Source organism: Catonella morbi ATCC 51271, assembly GCF_000160035.2.
In the GTDB taxonomy this organism is placed as follows: domain Bacteria; phylum Bacillota; class Clostridia; order Lachnospirales; family Lachnospiraceae; genus Catonella; species Catonella morbi.
In genome coordinates this window covers 268,568-286,725 of sequence record NZ_KI535370.1, presented here as the reverse complement: position 1 = coordinate 286,725, position 18,158 = coordinate 268,568, and the positions used below count along the sequence as shown (strand labels likewise).

The 18,158-nt window shown below is 38.9% G+C and carries 15 protein-coding genes; 10 read left to right on the top strand and 5 right to left on the bottom strand.

All coding sequences use genetic code 11. From position 1 onward, the window contains the following. Positions 1-97 precede the first annotated feature (97 nt). The 9 genes from alr to GCWU000282_RS13995 all read left to right on the top strand — a co-directional run bounded on the left by alr (position 98) and on the right by GCWU000282_RS13995 (position 11,484). Positions 98-1,267: an alanine racemase gene (gene alr, locus GCWU000282_RS14035; RefSeq protein ID WP_035041167.1), complete on the top strand. Its 1,170-nt coding sequence runs from the start codon at positions 98-100 to the stop codon at positions 1,265-1,267. 267 nt (positions 1,268-1,534) lie between these two features. Next, on the top strand, positions 1,535-3,043 hold the full coding sequence (locus GCWU000282_RS14030) for a sulfatase-like hydrolase/transferase (RefSeq protein ID WP_023355831.1): 1,509 nt from the start codon (positions 1,535-1,537) through the stop codon (positions 3,041-3,043). A 14-nt stretch (positions 3,044-3,057) separates the two neighbouring features. Next, on the top strand, positions 3,058-4,137 hold the full coding sequence (locus GCWU000282_RS14025) for a LacI family DNA-binding transcriptional regulator (RefSeq protein WP_023355830.1): 1,080 nt from the start codon (positions 3,058-3,060) through the stop codon (positions 4,135-4,137). A gap of 36 nt (positions 4,138-4,173) precedes the next feature. Then, positions 4,174-5,508, top strand: a complete 1,335-nt coding sequence (locus GCWU000282_RS14020; protein ID WP_023355829.1) for an ABC transporter substrate-binding protein — start codon at positions 4,174-4,176, stop codon at positions 5,506-5,508. Positions 5,509-5,756: 248 nt separating this feature from the next. After that, the gene (locus GCWU000282_RS14015) at positions 5,757-6,680 is read left to right on the top strand and encodes a carbohydrate ABC transporter permease (protein ID WP_023355828.1); all 924 of its coding nucleotides are present in this window, start codon (positions 5,757-5,759) and stop codon (positions 6,678-6,680) included. A gap of 6 nt (positions 6,681-6,686) precedes the next feature. After that, positions 6,687-7,526, top strand: a complete 840-nt coding sequence (locus GCWU000282_RS14010; protein ID WP_023355827.1) for a carbohydrate ABC transporter permease — start codon at positions 6,687-6,689, stop codon at positions 7,524-7,526. A gap of 32 nt (positions 7,527-7,558) precedes the next feature. Beyond that, entirely contained in the window at positions 7,559-8,485 is a 927-nt protein-coding gene (locus tag GCWU000282_RS14005; RefSeq protein WP_023355826.1) for a ketopantoate reductase family protein, read from the top strand. A 268-nt stretch (positions 8,486-8,753) separates the two neighbouring features. Then, the gene (locus GCWU000282_RS17445) at positions 8,754-9,680 is read left to right on the top strand and encodes a GNAT family N-acetyltransferase (RefSeq protein ID WP_023355824.1); all 927 of its coding nucleotides are present in this window, start codon (positions 8,754-8,756) and stop codon (positions 9,678-9,680) included. A 364-nt stretch (positions 9,681-10,044) separates the two neighbouring features. After that, positions 10,045-11,484, top strand: coding sequence for a M20 family metallopeptidase (locus GCWU000282_RS13995; protein WP_023355823.1), 1,440 nt, complete (start codon positions 10,045-10,047; stop codon positions 11,482-11,484). Positions 11,485-11,633: 149 nt separating this feature from the next. Here GCWU000282_RS13995 and GCWU000282_RS13990 read toward each other — a convergent pair whose 3' ends face one another. From GCWU000282_RS13990 to rpsT, 5 genes are all read right to left on the bottom strand, one after another. Next, a complete protein-coding gene (locus tag GCWU000282_RS13990) occupies positions 11,634-12,020 on the bottom strand; it encodes a desulfoferrodoxin family protein (RefSeq protein WP_035041164.1) in 387 nt (128 codons plus the stop codon). A gap of 183 nt (positions 12,021-12,203) precedes the next feature. Further along, positions 12,204-13,379, bottom strand: coding sequence for an adenylosuccinate synthetase (locus tag GCWU000282_RS13985; protein WP_023355821.1), 1,176 nt, complete (start codon positions 13,377-13,379; stop codon positions 12,204-12,206). After that, on the bottom strand, positions 13,376-14,254 hold the full coding sequence (locus tag GCWU000282_RS13980; RefSeq protein WP_023355820.1) for a hypothetical protein: 879 nt from the start codon (positions 14,252-14,254) through the stop codon (positions 13,376-13,378). Before GCWU000282_RS13980 ends, GCWU000282_RS13985 begins: the two co-directional genes overlap by 4 nt. A gap of 15 nt (positions 14,255-14,269) precedes the next feature. Then, positions 14,270-15,136: a hypothetical protein gene (locus GCWU000282_RS13975; protein WP_023355819.1), complete on the bottom strand. Its 867-nt coding sequence runs from the start codon at positions 15,134-15,136 to the stop codon at positions 14,270-14,272. 442 nt (positions 15,137-15,578) lie between these two features. Beyond that, on the bottom strand, positions 15,579-15,842 hold the full coding sequence (rpsT, locus tag GCWU000282_RS13970; protein ID WP_023355817.1) for a 30S ribosomal protein S20: 264 nt from the start codon (positions 15,840-15,842) through the stop codon (positions 15,579-15,581). Positions 15,843-16,184: 342 nt separating this feature from the next. On the opposite strand from rpsT, the gene lepA reads away from it, so the two are divergent. After that, on the top strand, positions 16,185-18,002 hold the full coding sequence (lepA, locus tag GCWU000282_RS13965; protein ID WP_035041160.1) for a translation elongation factor 4: 1,818 nt from the start codon (positions 16,185-16,187) through the stop codon (positions 18,000-18,002). The last annotated feature ends 156 nt before the right edge of the window (positions 18,003-18,158 follow it).

The window sequence follows — 18,158 nt, the reverse complement described above, 5'->3', positions numbered from 1 at the left end:
CATTCATTAATTAGGGATAAGTACTTGTATTTTTAAGACTTTGGACTATAATTGTTGACTAATGTTTGGATGTAAAGCTTACGAAAAGAGGATAGAGATGAAATCAACACTTAAAAGAACCTGGGCAGAAATCAACCTGGATGCGATAGAATATAATTATAAAAAAATAAAAGAGCATATCGGAGAAAATGTTAAGTTTGCCGGTATAGTAAAGGCGGATGCCTATGGACATGGCTCTGTGAAGGTGGGAGCAAAGTTACAGGAATTAGGGGCTGATTATCTTGCTGTCAGCAGTATAGATGAGGCAATGGAGCTTAGATTTAACGGAATAACCATGCCCATACTCATCTTAGGACATACTCCGAGGGAGCAGGTTGACAGGCTTATCTGTTTTAACATAACTCAGGCTGTAACCTGTGAGGCGAAGGCTCTTGAATACAGCGCAGAGGCAGTAAAATGCAAAGGGACGCTTAAAATACATATAAAGGTAGATACGGGAATGTCAAGGCTTGGCTATCTTTGTGAGGGTGAGCATTTTGAACATGGTATAGAAGGGATAGTGAATGTATGTAAACTTTCGAATCTGGATGCGGAGGGAATATTTACACATTTTGCAGTATCTGATGAAGACGGCGAAGAATGTAAGGAGTATACAGACCACCAGCTTGAGCTTTTTAAGGCTGTGATTACAGAGGTAGAAAAAAAGTCAGGCAAGGCATTTTTGCTTCACCATTGTGCCAATACGGGAGCCACAGTAAACCGTCCTGACAGTTATATGGACATGGTACGCCCCGGTCTTTTGCTCTATGGCTATGGGGAGTTTGCAAAAGCACTTGGTCTAAAGCCTGTTATGTCTATGAAAACTACAGTAAGTACAATTAAGGTATATCCAAAAGGAACGAAGATAAGCTACGGAGGAATCTATACAACCACAGGAAAAACCCGCATGGGAGTTGTGCCTTATGGTTATGCTGATGGCTTTATGCGCTGTCTGTCAAATAAGTATTCCTTTATGACAGAAGAAGGAGCAGTAAGGCAAAGAGGCAGAATCTGCATGGATATGTGTATGATTGACCTTACGGACAAGTTTAGTATTGATGTGGGCAGTGAGATTGAAATATTCGGAGAAAATAATCCAATAGAAGCTATGGCTGAAATGGCGGGAACAATTCCCTATGAACTGGTATGTGCCGTAAGCAAGAGAGTTCACAGGATATATATTGAAAATGGTGAAGTGGTAGATAAAGAGCTGATGCTTAGGATGTAGGATTTGATTGAAACTATATATAATAGCGTAGATTGCTTTATTGAAAACTATCAAAATGATGGATGAGTTAAGTTTGATGTGTTAAAAACTTGTCAAAATAGCAAATTAATATATTAATATTTATAAAAATATTGTATTTTTTAACTAAATGTGATAGACTGTTTCTATAAAAAAACAAGAACAGTCTATTGCTTTATTTTTTTGCGATAATATACACTCGTGTGTACATACAGACAGAAATGAAAGTGTAGAAAAACGGAGGTAACAATGGCAAAGAAACAGTTTATTGTAATTATGACAGATAGTCAAAGGCGTGATATGATCAGCCGTTGCAATGAGAGGGGAGAGAACATGCACACACCTTGCCTTGACCGTTTGTGTGATCAGGGACTGGCTTTTCAGTCGGCTTATACCACACAGCCGGTATGCGGACCGGCAAGGGCAGGTTTGTTTACAGGTACCTACCCTCATACTAATGGAATGTTAGGTAACTGTATGGCGTTGTCGCAGCAAAGCCTGACCATTGGACAGCGTCTTAGCAAGGCAGGAATTCATGCGGCCTATATCGGTAAATGGCATTTAGATGGCGGTGATTACTTCGGTGACGGAATCTGTCCGGAGGGTTGGGATGAAAACTATTGGTATGATATGCGCAACTACCTGGATGAATTGGAGAGTGATGAGGACAGAGCACGCTCCCGTACACTTGATACAGCTCTGGAGGGAGAAGGAATCGGTGAAGAATTTACATATGGATACCGCTGTACCAAGAGGGCTTTGGACTTTATGGAAAAGTACAAGGATGAGGATTATTTTTTAGTCGTATCCTATGATGAACCTCACCATCCGTTCTTATCGCCAAAGTCATTTTATAAACCGTTTTATCAGCCATACTTACAGAAACCTAATCAACATATGGATTTCTCAAAGCTTCCTGAACATATTCAGGTATGGCATGAAAAATTTTCAGAAATTCAGGGAGGCAAAGGAGATGGCTTTGCTGTAGGGCTTTTGGGCTCAAATTCTTTTATTGATTCTCAGATAGGACGAGTGCTTGAGGCTGCTGAGAAAAATGCCGAAGATGCATTGGTATTGTATACTTCAGACCATGGTGATTCACAAGGCTCTCATGGAATACATGCTAAAGGACCTGCAATGTATGAGGAAATTACAAATATTCCTTTGATTGCACGCTGGAAGAATAAGATTGAAGCAGGGATTACTACTCAAATGCCGGTTTCTCATATAGATATTGTACCTACAATTTTAGATTTCTATGGCTTACCACAGCCAAAGAGCCTGGAAGGAGAAAGCCTGTTAAACAGCCTTACAGATAAAGAAATTACCGGACAAAAAGAGGGCAGACCGGTATTCGTTGAGTTTAACAGATATGAGGTGGATCATGACGGTTGGGGGGGATTCCAGCCGGTACGCTGTGTAGTCAAAGGTAAGTGGAAATTAACAATAAACCTGATGACTCAGGACGAACTTTATAATCTGGAGGAAGATTATAATGAAATGCACAATTTAATTGACGATCCTAATTGTGAATCAATACGTAATCAGTTGCACGATTTATTGCTTGACTGGCAGAATGAAACCCGTGATCCTCTAAGAGGATATTACTGGGAGAAGAGACCATGGAGGAAAGATAGGCAAAAGGTATCGTGGGATTGTGGGGGATACTCCAGAAGCCGTCACAGAGAAGATGGAGAAGTTGGTGAATACGGATATTCAACCGGATTACCGATTGTGGAATATAACCGGAAATATTAAACGGAAGGAACAGTATGAATCCAAATTCTAAAGGAACTGATGGACAGGATGGGGAAAAAAAGAAAAATTTAAGAGTAACCCGGGCTGATGTTGCCAAATATGCGGGTGTCAGTGAAACCATAGTGTCCTATGTGTTAAATAACAATCGATATGTGGCGGCAGAAAAACGTGAGCGGGTAAAAAAGGCTGTAGCGGAGCTGAATTATCATCCGAATGTGATTGCCAGGGCTTTGCGTAAAAAAACCAGCCGTCAGATATTGCTGATTACTGATATAGTAATTGATGAATTTTTTGGTGAGATTTTGTACCAATTAGATAAATACGCTTATGATAAAGGTTATTTGGTATCACTTTGTAAATATCACAATGTTGATTCCTACCTGGGAAGGGTGATTAACAGCCAGTTTGATGGCATTATTATAAATTCGGCAGGATTTAAAACAGAATATATAAATCAAATTGCTCAGGCCGGAACACCTGTAGTATTGTTTCTGACAAAAAAATATGAACAGATTCCTGACGGAGTGGCCACTATTGATTCAGGACTGTATAAAGGAGTTGAGGAGGGCTTAGAAACGCTTTGGAAAAAAGGGGCAAAAAATATAGTCTACTTAGCTGAACCTCTGAAAAAAAGAGACTTGCAAAAGGATATCAGATTTTTGGCTTTTCAGGAGGTTGGTAAGAGACATGGACTGACAGATGAGAAAATCTTAGAACAGACTTTTATCGGTTTTGATGAAGATTTATGGCAGGAAGAATTTGCAAAATATTTGGCAAAGAATCGACAGGTTGACGCAATTTTTGCCAGAAATGACAGATTGGCGGCCACTGCCTCTCAAATTGCCCAAACTCTTGGCAGAAAAATTCCAAACGACATCATGGTTTTGGGAGTAGACAATTCCAGTATTTCACGCTTGATAACCCCAAGCATAACAACAATTGAGCAGCAAAAGGAGGAGATGAGCAGGGCAGCTATTGAGTTAATCGAAAGTATGAATCAAGGTGCAAGAAACGGCACTTTACAAAGGCAGGAAACAGAAAAGGTATTTACAACAAAATTGATTGAGAGGGACAGTACGAACCGACCGGGATAAGGTTTGTTTAACCCGAATTGAAAAGGAGGAAATGGGATGAAAAAAATATTGAGTATGCTATTGGTGGTAACATTGTTATTTAGTATGGTTGCTTGTGGCAGTAAAACTACTACAGAAGATAAAAAGATGGCTTCTGAAACAAAGTCCGGCAGTCAGGCTGCATCAAATAAGGAATCGACCGGAGCAACAGATAAGATTACATTAAAAATAGCAAACTATGCGATTTTGGAAAAAGGATATACTGAATTTTGGGAGAATGCAAAAACAAAGTTTGAAGAAAAATATCCTAATGTCACTATTGAATGGGTTACGGCACCATATGCCGAGATTTTAAACACAGTTATAAATATGGCCGGTGGCGGAGATAAAGTAGATTTGATGTTTGGAGAAATGATATGGATGCCGGCTCTGATGGATGCAGGATTGGCAGCTCCGCTTGAAGGAGTAATTGACAAGGACTTCTTGGATGATTATTATCCGGAAATTCTGGAGGCTTTTACTGTTGATGGGCATTTATATGGTTTACCTCTATATTCTTCACCATCTATATTGTTATATAACAAAAAAATATTTGAAAAAGCCGGCTTAGATCCTAACAAGGCACCTACAACCTATCAGGAAATGTTACAAATGGCTGAAAAAATCAGTCAGCTAAAAACTGATGATGGCAACAAGATTTATGCTTTTGGTCAGAGCACAGCATCTGTGCCGGTTTCCGGTATCAGCTTATTAGCTTATACAGCTAATTTTGGAGGAGAATATCTTAATAAGGAAGGTAAGATGAGTCTTGACAATACCGGATTAAAAGAATCTTTAGCTATGTTGAAGGAATTAAACGATAAGGGATATAATCCACAGAATGCAAAAGCAAAAGACCTGAGAAATTTATTTGCCTTAGGACAGTTAGCAATGTACTATGATAATTCCTGGGGATTTAACGGAGTTAAGTCTATTAATCCCGATGCTGTCAACTTTACAGCTACAGCTGTACCACTAAAGGGTGAAGGTGGAAGTGGTCAGTCTATCTTACAGGCGCATACATTTTTTGCATTTGACAATGGTGCCGCACAGATGGAAGCTGCTAAAAACTTTATGCAATTTATCATTTCTCCTGAAATACTTAGTGAGTATTTGAAAAATGTAACACCGGCTTTTGCTGTACGCAAATCTATGGAAACTGAGATTAATCCTCTTCTGGAACAGTCTAAATCTGCCAATACCAATTTAGCACCTTTACCGATGATAACAAATTTAAATGACTTTGCGCTTGAGGTATGCGGACTTGCGCAGGCAATTACTGTTGGTGGCGAGGAAGTTGAGCCGGCATTGGAGAACTTTAAAAAATCAGCGGCAACCATTTTAAATCAATAGATTTATTATAGTTTTGTATATGCATTGTTAATTAGATTTAATGCAGACACGTTAGGACAAATAGAACTTAGAATGACAGTAACAGATAAAAAAATTTTGGGGTAAAATGGCGTTGAATCTTTAAAAGCCGTACTCTTTGACGGCGGTCGGTATAACTACGGCACCGGAAAGGGTATGGCTTTTATTACAGGTTGAAATGAAACTTTTTAGATAAGCTTGGCAAGGATAAGTGATAGAGAGGAGAAAAAGTGGTACAGGTAGAAAAAAGAAAAAGGACGGGCTTAAAACGAGAAACCGGAGATAAGTTGTTTTCACTTGCTTTGCTCTTGCCGGCAGTGATTACTACAGTATTATTTATTGTAATTCCGATTTTAGACTCTTTTTACAGAAGTTTGCAGGATTTTAAAATTAAAAATATAATTTCCGGAACAGCGGGAACATGGAATTCATTTCAAAATTACAGCAAAATTTTTCAAAGCGGTAAACTGGGACAGGCAGTATGGGTGAACCTGATTTTTGTAGTGGCTGTAGTGATTTTGCAGTTTGTTATCGGAATGAGTCTTGCATTGATTTTAAATCAGAAAATAAAAGGCAGTCGCTTTTTCCGTAGTGCTATGATGGTTCCATGGGTGGTGCCAACCGTTATTTCAGGTCTGGTTTGGATGTGGATTTATCAGCCGCAGTATGGGCTTTTGAAATATTTAGTCAGTCTTATCAGTGGTGGCAGAATAACAGAATTCGCAATTTTAAATGATCAAAATACAGCCATTATAGGTGTTATTATTGCCGCATTATGGAAACAGATTCCGCTTGGAGCTTTATTATTGTTAGCAGGTTTAAGCAATGTTCCGAGCGATATGCAGGAGGCAGCAGCTATAGATGGAGCAAATTATTGGCAGAAGCTGACAAGGATAGTGATTCCGTCAATGATGTCTGTTATTAAAATAACATTGACAATGTCAATAATTGAAAACTTTAAACAGTTTCCTCTGGTATGGACAATGACAGGCGGAGGGCCAAATGGAGCAACCACGACCTTAGGTGTTCTTAGTTACAGAGAGGCCTTTGTATCCAATAACCTGGGTTCAGGTGCGGCCGTTACAACTATGTGGATGGCACTTATGATTGTAGTCGTGTTCCTGTTTAATAAAGCAGTACGAACAGAAAGGTAGGCAAGAATGAAAGCAAAGAAAAGAGTTTTTCAAGTTTTGCGCATATTATTATTAATTTTGATTTTAGGTTTTTTGCTGTTTCCGATTTTGTGGGTATTGCTAACTTCATTTAAAAGTAATATGGAAGCATATCAGTTCCCACCTTCATTTTGGCCTAAGGAATTTACTATACAAAGCTATATTGACCTGTATCAAAAGAATAATGAGTTTTTTATATACTATCGTAACAATTTTATTGTTTCTGGAGCGACTGCGGCTTTATCTTGCATAATTGCAATTTTTGGAGGCTATGCATTATCACGTTTTCATTTTCGTTGGAACATAGCAATACTGGCGATTTTCACCTCTGCTCAGATGTTTCCGGTAATAAGCCGCTTGATTTCTCTTTATAAGATTATGAAGGATGTCAGCTTGTTAAATACTATGACAGGATTGATTTGGGCACTTACTGCTGCTATTTTACCATTTTCGATTATGCTGATGTCAAGCTTTTTTGACGGAGTGCCCAAAGCTATTGAAGAATCCGCACAAATTGATGGTGCAGGCAGGTTTGGGACACTATTTAAAGTTGTAATGCCGTTGGTTAAACCGGGAATTTTGGCTGTCGGTATTTATTCTTTCTTAATTACCTGGGATGATTATTTACATTCAACAACCCTGATTCAAACAGATGGATTAAGGACTTTGTCTGCAGGTGTAGCACTCCGTTATTTGGGAGAGCTTTCTTATGACTGGTCTTTGATTAATACTATTTCTATTGTGGGTACTTTACCTATGATTTTCCTGTTTTTCTTTTTCCAAAGATATATGATAAGCGGTTTGGTAGCAGGAGCAGTTAAAGGGTAATATGGCTTGATTATGAAGCAAGGAGATAATGTATGAAAATAAATTCAGTAGCAATTTTAGGCTTGGGTGCAGTTGGCTCATATCTGTTGTGGGGCTTGTCTGAAAAAACTGATATTGAGGTATATGTTATTGCTGAAGGAGAGAGAAAATTAAGGTATGAGAATGAAGGCATTATTATAAATGGAAAGAAATATCACCCAATTATAAAAACACCTGAAGAAGCAAGAGGTGTAGACCTTCTTATTGTAACTGTCAAATACAACTCTTTAAGACCGGCTCTTTCCGATATTGAAAAAATAGTGGATGAGAATACAATGATAATGAGCCTCATGAACGGTGTGGAAAGTGAGGAAATTATTGCTGAGAAGATAGGAGAGGAGCATATAATGTATTCTCTCATTAAGGTGGCAGCAGAAAGAAAAGGGAATTCAGTTGTATTTGATCCTGAGACCACTATCGGAATTATTTACGGTGAAAAAGATCCGTGCAGAGGCAGTGAAAGGGTGGAAGCACTGGCAGAATTATTCGGAAAAACAGGACTTCATTATGCTTCCTCTGATGTCATCGTACATGAAATATGGAATAAATTTCGCCTGAATGTAGCCAATAACCAGATTCAGGCTATTATAGGCTGTGGTGTGGGAGCTTACAGGGATAGTAAACATTTGGGATTTCTGAGAAAGAAAGTCAGGGAAGAACTTGAAGAAATTGCAAAAGTAAAAGGTATAGATTTTTCGCTTTGTAAAAGTGTACCTGCGGGAAGCAAGGTGGCTGACAGGGCAAGATATTCCACCTTGCAGGATATAGATGCAGGCAGGCATACAGAGATTGACATGTTTGCGGGAGCTGTTGTGAGAATGGGAAAAGAGCTGGATATTCCGACACCTTATAATGAATTCATTTTTCATGCAATTAAAGCTCTTGAAGAGAAGAATGACGGGAAGTTTGACTACAAATAGTTAAGAAAAAGATGTGAGTGCGAAAAAATATTGACAAACTGTATGAAATATTACATACTTTATAAGATACAAGGATTACGAAAGGTGAAACCGGAGCAATACTGTGTCAATAGCGGTAAAAACCTGGCTTGTGATAAACTGCTGACATACCCGCAGATTTCGGCTCAGGTAATAAAGATGAATGAAAGGAGTGATTTTTATGAAAAAGATAAATCGTGTACGGAGGGTTCACGAAATTTAACCCTCCAATAAAAATCGGAGGATTAAAATGATAAGTTTAGTTGAACTAAATGAGAAAAATTGGATGGATTTTGCAGGACTATCCGTAAAAGAAAGCCAAGAACATTTTTTGGCAGACAACATAGGAATAATTGCCAGAGGATATGTCTATCGTTCATCCGGAGCAAGGGTAATCGGAATAGTTGATGATGAATTGGCTGTGGGACTTGCTATGATAAGAGATATGGATGAAGAGCCTGCCTGCTATGAGATTCAGCAATTTATGATTGACCGGAGGTATCAGGGAAAAGGCTATGGTACACAGGCGTTAAAAATACTTCTGTCAGAACTTGAAAAAACGCATAAATATGACTGTGTTGAAGTTTGCGTAAAAATGGCTGATGTTGCCGCCCTGCATGTTTATAAAAAGCTGGGCTTTGCAGACACTGGGTATATTGATGAAGATGTTCCTGATAGCTTCAATCTTATGTATAATTTTAAGAAAAATGAAGATAAGGTTAGTATTTCAGAAGTAGAAGATCCTGTGGAAAAACAGAAGATTACACGACTGATACTTGAGGCTCTACCGGAGTGGTTCGGACTTCCCGACTCAAGGGAGGATTATATAACCGAAAGCTCAAAACGGCCTTTTTTTGCGGCATACTGTGAGGGTCAACCGATAGGGTTCGTGTATTTGGATGAAACCGGTAAGGATACGGTTGAACTCTATGTTATGGGAATACTTAAAGAATACCACAGACAAGGTATTGGCAGAAGGCTTGTGGAAAAGGCTAAAGAATTGGCAAAGCGGAAGGGATATTCCTTTATTCAGGTAAAAACGGTTCAGATGGGAAAATATAAAGAGTATGATGATACCAACTGTTTTTATCTTTCATTGGGATTTAAAGAATTTGAGATATTTCCTACTCTTTGGGATGAATGGAATCCTTGCCAGGTATATGTGATGGGGCTTTAATTCCTGTTGTGACAGGTAATTGATAACAACATCAAAAATATGTGGAGCACTTAACTTAGGATAAAACCTTAGTTAAGTGCTTTTTAAAATTTATTATTGCATAATTATACAATAATAGTGTATAATATAAGAGTTGATAAGATAAACATTATTTAGCCAAATTATTCGCGAAACATCTTCGGAAACACATAATCAAGCCACAGGTTTGAAATTATGTGTTTTAGAAGATGTTTGGTAATATCACCCCATAGTCACAGACCAAAAGTGGTTTATCCTACTGTACTATGCAGAATAAAAGGTATGTGCCCTATGGCGTGAATAATTTGGGCTTAGTAAAATACACCCCACCTGAAAGGAGCCACCTATGGACACAAAGCAAGTTATAAATGAAATTGATAAGATGTCAGCTACATTTACCAAGGTATCTGATGAAATATGGAAATATGCGGAACTGTCCGTAAAAGAATTTAAATCCGCCGGGCTTTATGTGGATGTTTTAAAAGAACTGGGCTTTGAAGTAGAGGCTCCTTTTGCCGGAATAAAGACAGCATTTAAGGGAGTATACGGAAGCGGAAAGCCTGTTATAGGTATTCTGGCTGAGTATGATGCTCTTTCGGGACTTTCTCAGAAAGCAGGAGTAGCAAAACGAAGTGAAATAGTAAAAGGTGGAAGCGGACATGGCTGTGGACATAATATGCTTGGAGCAGGTTCACTGGCGGCAGCTTACGGAATAAAAAAATATCTGGAAGATAAAAAGGGAAAAGGAACTGTTATCTTCTACGGATGCCCGGGAGAAGAGGGTGGAGCTGCCAAGGCTTTTATGGCAAGAGATGGTGTGTTTAGCGAACTTGATATAGCTCTTACCTGGCATCCGTCCGATTCTAACGAAGTTGTAACAGGAACCTGCAATTCCTGTATACAGACCGAATACAGGTTCAAGGGAATAGCTTCTCATGCCGCGGGAGCGCCTGAGTCAGGACGTTCGGCTCTGGATGCGGTTCAGCTTATGAATCTGGGTGTTGAATTTATGAGAGAGCATATGCCTGATTCTGCAAGAATTCATTATGCAATCACAGACGGAGGCGGCGCTTCTCCGAATGTAGTACAGCCTCATGCAAGAGTGCTTTATATGGTACGCAGCAAGCTTGCAAAAGATGCGCTTGCACTTCAGGAAAGAGTGGATAACATAGCTAAGGGAGCGGCTCTGATGACCGGTACAAAGCTAACCAAGGTATTTATAGACGGCTGTTCCAATACAGTACCTAACAAAGTTCTGGAAGAAGTACTGTATAAAAACTTTGAAAAAATCGGAGTTCCAAAGCATACAAAGGAAGAAAAGGAATTTGCGGCTAAAATCTGCAAGTCATATGAGATAGTAAGTGACAGGCTGCCGGGTTCCTGCACTTATGAGTCAGAAGAACAGATGAAAAAGGTTGAAGAGCTTTCAAAAAATGGAAGCCTTCCGTTAAATGATTTTCTTATGCCTTATATGCACAGTAATAAACAGAGCATGGGCTCTACAGATGTGGGAGACGTGAGCTGGCTTGTGCCTACAGCCCAGATTCATGCGGTTACATTTGCAAGTAATTCGCCGGGACATAGCTGGCAGAATGTATCCTGTGGCGGAAGCTCCATAGGGCATAAGGGGCTTTTAGCAGCAGGAAAAGTCCTTGCAAGTACAGCCATAGAATTATATGAGAACCCCGATATTATAAAGAAAGCTAAAGCTGAGTTTGAAAAGAAAACAGAAGGCGGATATTTCTGCCCTGTGCCTAAAAAGGCTGTGCTTAAAGCGGTAGAATAAGATGTTTATTAAGAGAATTACAAGTGAAAGCCGAGTCGGGCTGTATTTTGAGAAGCTATAGTAGTTGTGAAAAAAATAAGGTCTGTAATTAGTTAAGAATCAATTGATAATTCAAACTAATTACAGACCTGAATTTTTGTAAAATCTAATTACAGCTCTTTAACCCAAAGTCCGTGAAGGTTGCAGTATGCATATACTCTGAGAGCCTTGTCATCAACTATCTTGAAAACAGCCTTTGGCTCGTCGGTAGCCTTAAAGTGCTTCATCTGTCCGCCCTTTTCGGTCTCAACATATACCCATTCGATATTGTGCTCTTCTGTCATTGGATGAACTACACTGCCAACAACAACATTGATTGTATCGCCGTCAACACTAACCTCAGGTACATGCTTCTCAACAGCAGCTTCCTTTGAGTTTGGCTTTAAGTACTTAAGTTCCTCTGAGAAAAGCTTGTGCTCATGCTCGTGGTCACCCTTTCTAATTACCTGTACCTCAAAGTCGCAATCCTTACAGACATAAAATCCTAAATTCTCCATTGTAAAATCCTCCTTGTATTGTTTGATATGAGCGTAAAACCCACTCAATTTAATATTATACTTAAACCATAAAAAGTCAACTGAATTTATATAATAGCTTAATAAATTAGTTTCTATATTAGGTTTTGTAAAATTATATCACATACAATGTAAATTGTCCAGATATAAAATAAAAAATATTTCTCAATATTTCGTAATCTCCTGACGGTTCCATGATACATATATATTTTGTAACTTATGACCCAAGATATCTTTAAGTTTTACAAGGTCAACGCTCTCATTTTCAAACAATATTTTACCCTTCGTTTCATTCATATGAGTAATCGCCAAAGAAGGTTTGATATTTATATTTTTAATATCTTCAATAACCGGTATCAGAAAGTCGTCGAGGCTGCCGTGGCTTGCATATCTGATATCTCCCTGCCACTCATTAGGCAGGTTTGTCATATCTGTCTGCAAATCCGCCCGCTCATTCTTTTGAAATTCATTTGCAAGCGGTCCGGCACCGTGCTTCGTAACATAGGTTCTTGTAACATATATGGCTTCCTGTAATTCCAGTTTCCTTTTATTCAAAAATTTAACCGGTTCGGTAATACCGGTTTTTGAAGCCGTAATATGTGGGGCATTTATGGTATAATCCCTATCCAAAAGCAAGCCCTGTCCCGATTCGAATATCAATCCGTCATAGTGCCAAAGCCAATCGGTGTCCGCATCTACAAGCTGTATAAACTTACTGTTGTCTTTTATCTCCGCCGCAAAGTTATCAATAATATTCTCATCAAAAATCATAGGATAATACGGATTTTGAACATTTATTTTCAATTCTTTTACTCTGTTAAATGTATACTCGTTTCTTATGTTTACAAGCAAATTACGGAGTTGTTCATATGAAGAGTCGGCTATCTGTTTCAGAGTCAACTTATAACCCGCCTTTATTCTCTCACTGCACTCATTGATTCCCATACCGCAGCTGCCGTGTCTGCCTTCTCCTCTTTGGGTTTCAACGGCCATATTTATAAGTACATCATCCACTGTAGTTATACAGCTTTCTTCCTCTCCGAAAATCTTTGGTACTGCTCCGTAAACGGATTTAAATTCTTCGATTTCTTTTTTTATCTGGTACAAATCGGGATAATAAGTTTCCGCAAACAGGGTATCAGCTCCATATTCCGCTCCGGCACCAATCTGATGATGTACAAAGCGAGTTCCTCTTTCCTCGTTCTCCACCGTATGTCCTGCCTGTGCACCGCCGTTATGCTTTATAATTAACGGTTTTTTAAACAAAGAACAAAGGCTTGCCGTAACAAGCCCTTTGCCTTCATCACCGTAATTTTTGCCGACTACCGCTACCGTTCTCATAAGGTAATCGACTGCCCGCTGTCGGCAATACTTAACTGTCCGATTGCCGCACTTATTACGGGAACACTGAGCGAATCCCACTGTGCCAGCACGTCGTTTAACTGCTTTCCGAGCTGTAACTGAATAGCGCTGATAATAATTTCAGGTATGTTTTCAATCTCAGTTTCCGATATTATCATCTTTTTACCGATCAATATATCCCTGTTTCCTTCTCCTCCGATCATAATGTGGAAAACATGAAATTTACTCTGTACTTCATCCAAAAGACTCTCACGGGTAGCTCCGGGTACATCATCACCTATGACTCTTTTGATGGTTTCTTCAACATCGTTTTTTCTGATATCGGCATTATCACCTATAGTAAACAGAAATCCTTTTTTCGATCTTTTATTGATGGCATCAATGTTGGTATGTCTTGAAAGAAATTCCCATAAACAGGTCGGTGCGACATCACCGCTGCCGCGACTCTCAAAATAAAGCTCCAACAGCTGTTCAGCGATTCTTATATCCGATTCAAATTGAGTTACCTGAAGAGGTGACTCATCACTATAATCACCATACGCGGCACACATAAGCGCCGGATCTTCAACCGCTGCCGTAGAATATAGCTTCATAATAAGCTGATTAAGAGCTTTTGTTGCGACTTCTACTGCAAGATAGCCCATAGAGGCAGTGACATCAAGACCTACGACAATAGGAGTTGTGTTTGGATGATCATCCGAGTCAAAACACTCTCTTTTTCCTATAAATCTCGGATCGAATTTAGGATTACAGGATCTCCTTTGAAAAATCTCATCTACGCTTTGCGTGTTCGAAAGATTTCTGCTTGATTTTAATTTGCTCCAATCCGAAGCCGAATAACTTCCATATCCCATAACGTGATTTCTCCTTTACATTTTTATAAATTTATGGCCTCCGAAACCTTTTTCTATAACATCATCCCAAGCCTGAAAATCATCAAAGGCATCTTTAGCAGGCTTTGAATTCAGAAACTCATATAACTCGATAGGCTCTCTTGAATTTTTAACGATTCTTATGGCAGTCTTTCTTACATCTGCAAGGTCTCTGTTTCCTACAAGCGGTTTAACCTTTCTCCAATCTCCGAACAGTGCCCCTTCATGAGTAACGGGATTAATCCAGATCGAGGTCTGATCGATGCAGCAGTGTTCAATTCCGGAATATTTTAACTCGCAGCAAATATTCTCCATTCTGGATATCACCCAAGCCAAATGCTTTGATTCCAGCGGTGCAAAATACTCAACAGGAAAAAAGTTGGGACGCCTGAGAAAAACCAAGACCTCCCTTCCGTCTTTAAGGGAGATTTCCATTTTTAATTTTGGAAAGCAGCGGTGCAGTTTGCTGTCGGCCTCGGGAAATACCAGAGAATTGATTCCCGACAAAAATTTTTCTTTTTCGCTCTTGTCATCCAAAATATATACAACGTTCTCTTTTGAAAGATAGCAAAGACAGGAATTATAATCGTACTTAAACATATACTTTATGTTAAGATCCTTGCCGTTCATCATAGCAAACGAATCTTCTCCGTTGCACTTCCATAAAGAATCGCTGTTATAATCAAAGTCTCTGTTACGAGCCTCTGCCTTCAAATACTCCAAAAATTTCTTTCTGAATTCCTCGTTGCCCCTAAAATCGGCATCGGACATAAATGATTTCGACCCGCAATAAGGACATTCAAACATACCCGAGCCTTTCATTTCCTGCTCTCCGCCACAGGAACTGCATTTCAGTCTTATCATAAAACTCTCTCCCAGTCTTTGCTCCGCATATAAACAGAATGTTACAAAGGTGCGGTATCAGCATCAACATATCTCTTAATCTCACCTATGTACAATCTGCCTATTTCGAACATATTTATACGAATTATTTTAATATAGACGATATCCCCGGTCGCCTCTTCCACAAGATTAAATAATAAAATAATATGGGTATAAAAAGTATAAAATAAAAGCCTAAAATTTGCAAATGAAATATCGGGAAAAAAGCCATTATTTAAAAGAAAAAAGCCACCATACTGATGACGATATGGTGACAATTTTTTTAATAAAAAATTTTGAAGAAATTTTATATTAAAAAATCTCTCCGAGGGATGCGCAGCTCGCGGCAGTGAAGTTTGCCTTACGGCATCCGCTCGCGCGCGAAGTGTGTGCAGGCACACACTTTTATATAATATAAACTTATTTACGCAAGTTTGTTAACAGACTTTGTAAGGCGGGAAATCTTTCTGGAAGCTGTTTTTCTGTGATATACGCCCTTGTTTGCAGCCTTATCAATAGCAGCAACAGCAGGAGCAAGAGCAACCTTAGCTGCCTCATTATCACTTAAAGCAACAGCAGAAACAACTTTCTTTACAAGAGTCTTAACTCTAGAAGTAATCATTTTATTTCTAAGAGTCTTCTTTGCAGCAACTTTGATTCTTTTCTTTGCAGATTTAATATTAGCCAATTTAACACCTCCATTATCATTGTTTGATTAAAAGTGTTTCATTAATCCGGACACGGACGCTTAACGCAAACACACTAAATAACTTTAATACAAAATTACAAGATTGTCAACAGATTTAAATGAATTTTACTTGATAAATTTTTAAAAATACTGTAATCTGTATTAGTTAGATTAATTAGTAACAGAACATAAAGATAATATGCTTTTCTTACCCGGATAAAAGACAAGTTTTCATGCAGGTAAACATAGCATATCATCAATATCGAATTATTCACACATAGGTTGATTATATGCTTAACCGATATTTTGTGAATAATTTAGACTAATATCATGGAGAAAAGAATGTCAGAAATAAATACAAAGAATATCAGAAATTTTTGCATAATAGCGCATATTGACCATGGCAAGTCAACTCTTGCGGACAGAATAATAGAAGCAACAGGAACCCTTACCAAAAGAGAGATGCAGGATCAGATACTTGACAATATGGATCTTGAAAGAGAACGCGGAATTACCATTCGTTCTCAAGCGGTAAGAGTAGTATATAAGGCTAAGGACGGAGAAGAATATATCTTCAATCTTATTGACACTCCGGGGCATGTGGACTTTAACTACGAAGTTTCAAGAAGCCTTGCGGCCTGTGAGGGAGCCATCCTTGTGGTGGATGCTTCTCAGGGAGTAGAGGCACAGACACTTGCAAATGTGTATCTTGCCTTAGAGCACGACCTTACCATAGTGCCTGTTATAAATAAGGTAGACTTACCAAGTGCAGATCCTGACAGGGTAAAAGAAGAAATAGAGGATATCATAGGTATAGAAGCTCATGATGCTCCGCTTATTTCGGCTAAAAACGGTTTAAATATAGAAGACGTACTTGAAGCTGTAGTGAACAAGGTACCGGCTCCGTCAGGCAAGGCTGAGAATCCTCTTAAGGCACTTATTTTCAATTCTTTGTATGATTCTTATAAGGGAGTTATTGTATTTGCAAGACTTATGGAAGGTACTGTGAAAAAAGGCACTAAGATAAAGATGTTCCGGTCAAGCGAAGTTGAGGAAGTAGTTGAAGTAGGTACCTTTGGTGCAGGACAGTTCATTCCTTGTGAAGAACTTACAGCCGGCATGGTTGGCTACATTACTGCAAGCATTAAAGACCTGAGACAGACTAAGGTCGGAGATACAATTACTGATAAGGACAATCCTTGTGATGAGGCATTACCGGGGTATAAGAGGGTGCTTCCTATGGTTTACTGTGGGCTTTACCCTGCTGACGGAGCACATTATTCAGACCTTAGAGATGCTCTTGAAAAACTTCAATTAAATGATGCTGCACTTCAGTTTGAGCCTGAAACCTCTATTGCTCTTGGTTTTGGTTTCAGATGCGGCTTCCTTGGGTTACTGCATTTGGATGTAGTGCAGGAAAGACTTGAACGTGACTATGATATAGACCTTGTGGCAACTGCTCCGAGTGTTGTGTACAAAATACATAAGACAGACGGTACAGTGCTTGATATAACCAATCCTTCCAATTTACCTGATCCGTCAGAGATTGATTATATGGAAGAGCCGATAGTTAAGGCTGAGATTATGGTGACTACAGAGTACCTCGGTTCTATTATGAAGCTTTGTCAGGAAAGGCGAGGTGTAAATAACGGAATGGACTATATCGAGGAAACAAGGGTAGTTATCAAGTATGACCTTCCGTTAAATGAAATAATTTACGATTTCTTTGATGCGCTTAAATCCCGTTCTAGGGGCTATGCTTCCTTTGACTATGAGTTTAAGGGCTATCAGAAAGCAGAACTTGTAAAAATGGATATTCTGATAAACAGAGAATCGGTGGATGCCCTTTCCTTTATTATAGTTAAAGAGGGTGCTTATGAAAGAGCTAAGAAAATGTGTGAGAAGCTTAAAAATGAAATTCCTCGCCAGCTCTTTGAAGTTCCTATTCAGGCAGCTATCGGAAGTAAGATAATTGCCAGAGAAACTGTAAGAGCTATGCGTAAAGACGTGCTTGCAAAGTGCTACGGCGGAGATATTTCCAGAAAGAGAAAGCTCCTTGAGAAGCAGAAGGAAGGTAAGAAGAGGATGAGAGAGGTAGGTAATGTGGAGATACCTCAGAGTGCATTTATGAGTGTGCTTAAGTTAGATTCCGGAGATTGATTGCATTTTTCCAAAGACTAAGTTTTTCTTCAAAATTTAACCTTGCATTTGCAGGGCTTGTAGAAGGCAGAGTGATAGTATGTACGGGTATTTGATTAAAATATCTTCTATACATCGCTTCTGCCTTTTTAAAATTTTGTTTATTGTGTATAGTTA

What these genes read in the sequence shown, in the direction of transcription:
- GCWU000282_RS13975 (WP_023355819.1), bottom strand. Translation starts at nt 15,136, where the DNA reads ATGATAAGACTGAAATGCAGTTCCTGTGGCGGAGAGCAGGAAATGAAA.
- GCWU000282_RS13980 (WP_023355820.1), bottom strand. Translation starts at nt 14,254, where the DNA reads ATGGGATATGGAAGTTATTCGGCTTCGGATTGGAGCAAATTAAAATCA.
- GCWU000282_RS14005 (WP_023355826.1), top strand. Translation starts at nt 7,559, where the DNA reads ATGAAAATAAATTCAGTAGCAATTTTAGGCTTGGGTGCAGTTGGCTCA.
- alr (WP_035041167.1), top strand. Translation starts at nt 98, where the DNA reads ATGAAATCAACACTTAAAAGAACCTGGGCAGAAATCAACCTGGATGCG.
- GCWU000282_RS14010 (WP_023355827.1), top strand. Translation starts at nt 6,687, where the DNA reads ATGAAAGCAAAGAAAAGAGTTTTTCAAGTTTTGCGCATATTATTATTA.
- GCWU000282_RS13985 (WP_023355821.1), bottom strand. Translation starts at nt 13,379, where the DNA reads ATGAGAACGGTAGCGGTAGTCGGCAAAAATTACGGTGATGAAGGCAAA.
- GCWU000282_RS13995 (WP_023355823.1), top strand. Translation starts at nt 10,045, where the DNA reads ATGGACACAAAGCAAGTTATAAATGAAATTGATAAGATGTCAGCTACA.
- GCWU000282_RS14030 (WP_023355831.1), top strand. Translation starts at nt 1,535, where the DNA reads ATGGCAAAGAAACAGTTTATTGTAATTATGACAGATAGTCAAAGGCGT.
- GCWU000282_RS13990 (WP_035041164.1), bottom strand. Translation starts at nt 12,020, where the DNA reads ATGGAGAATTTAGGATTTTATGTCTGTAAGGATTGCGACTTTGAGGTA.
- lepA (WP_035041160.1), top strand. Translation starts at nt 16,185, where the DNA reads ATGTCAGAAATAAATACAAAGAATATCAGAAATTTTTGCATAATAGCG.
- GCWU000282_RS17445 (WP_023355824.1), top strand. Translation starts at nt 8,754, where the DNA reads ATGATAAGTTTAGTTGAACTAAATGAGAAAAATTGGATGGATTTTGCA.
- GCWU000282_RS14025 (WP_023355830.1), top strand. Translation starts at nt 3,058, where the DNA reads ATGAATCCAAATTCTAAAGGAACTGATGGACAGGATGGGGAAAAAAAG.
- GCWU000282_RS14020 (WP_023355829.1), top strand. Translation starts at nt 4,174, where the DNA reads ATGAAAAAAATATTGAGTATGCTATTGGTGGTAACATTGTTATTTAGT.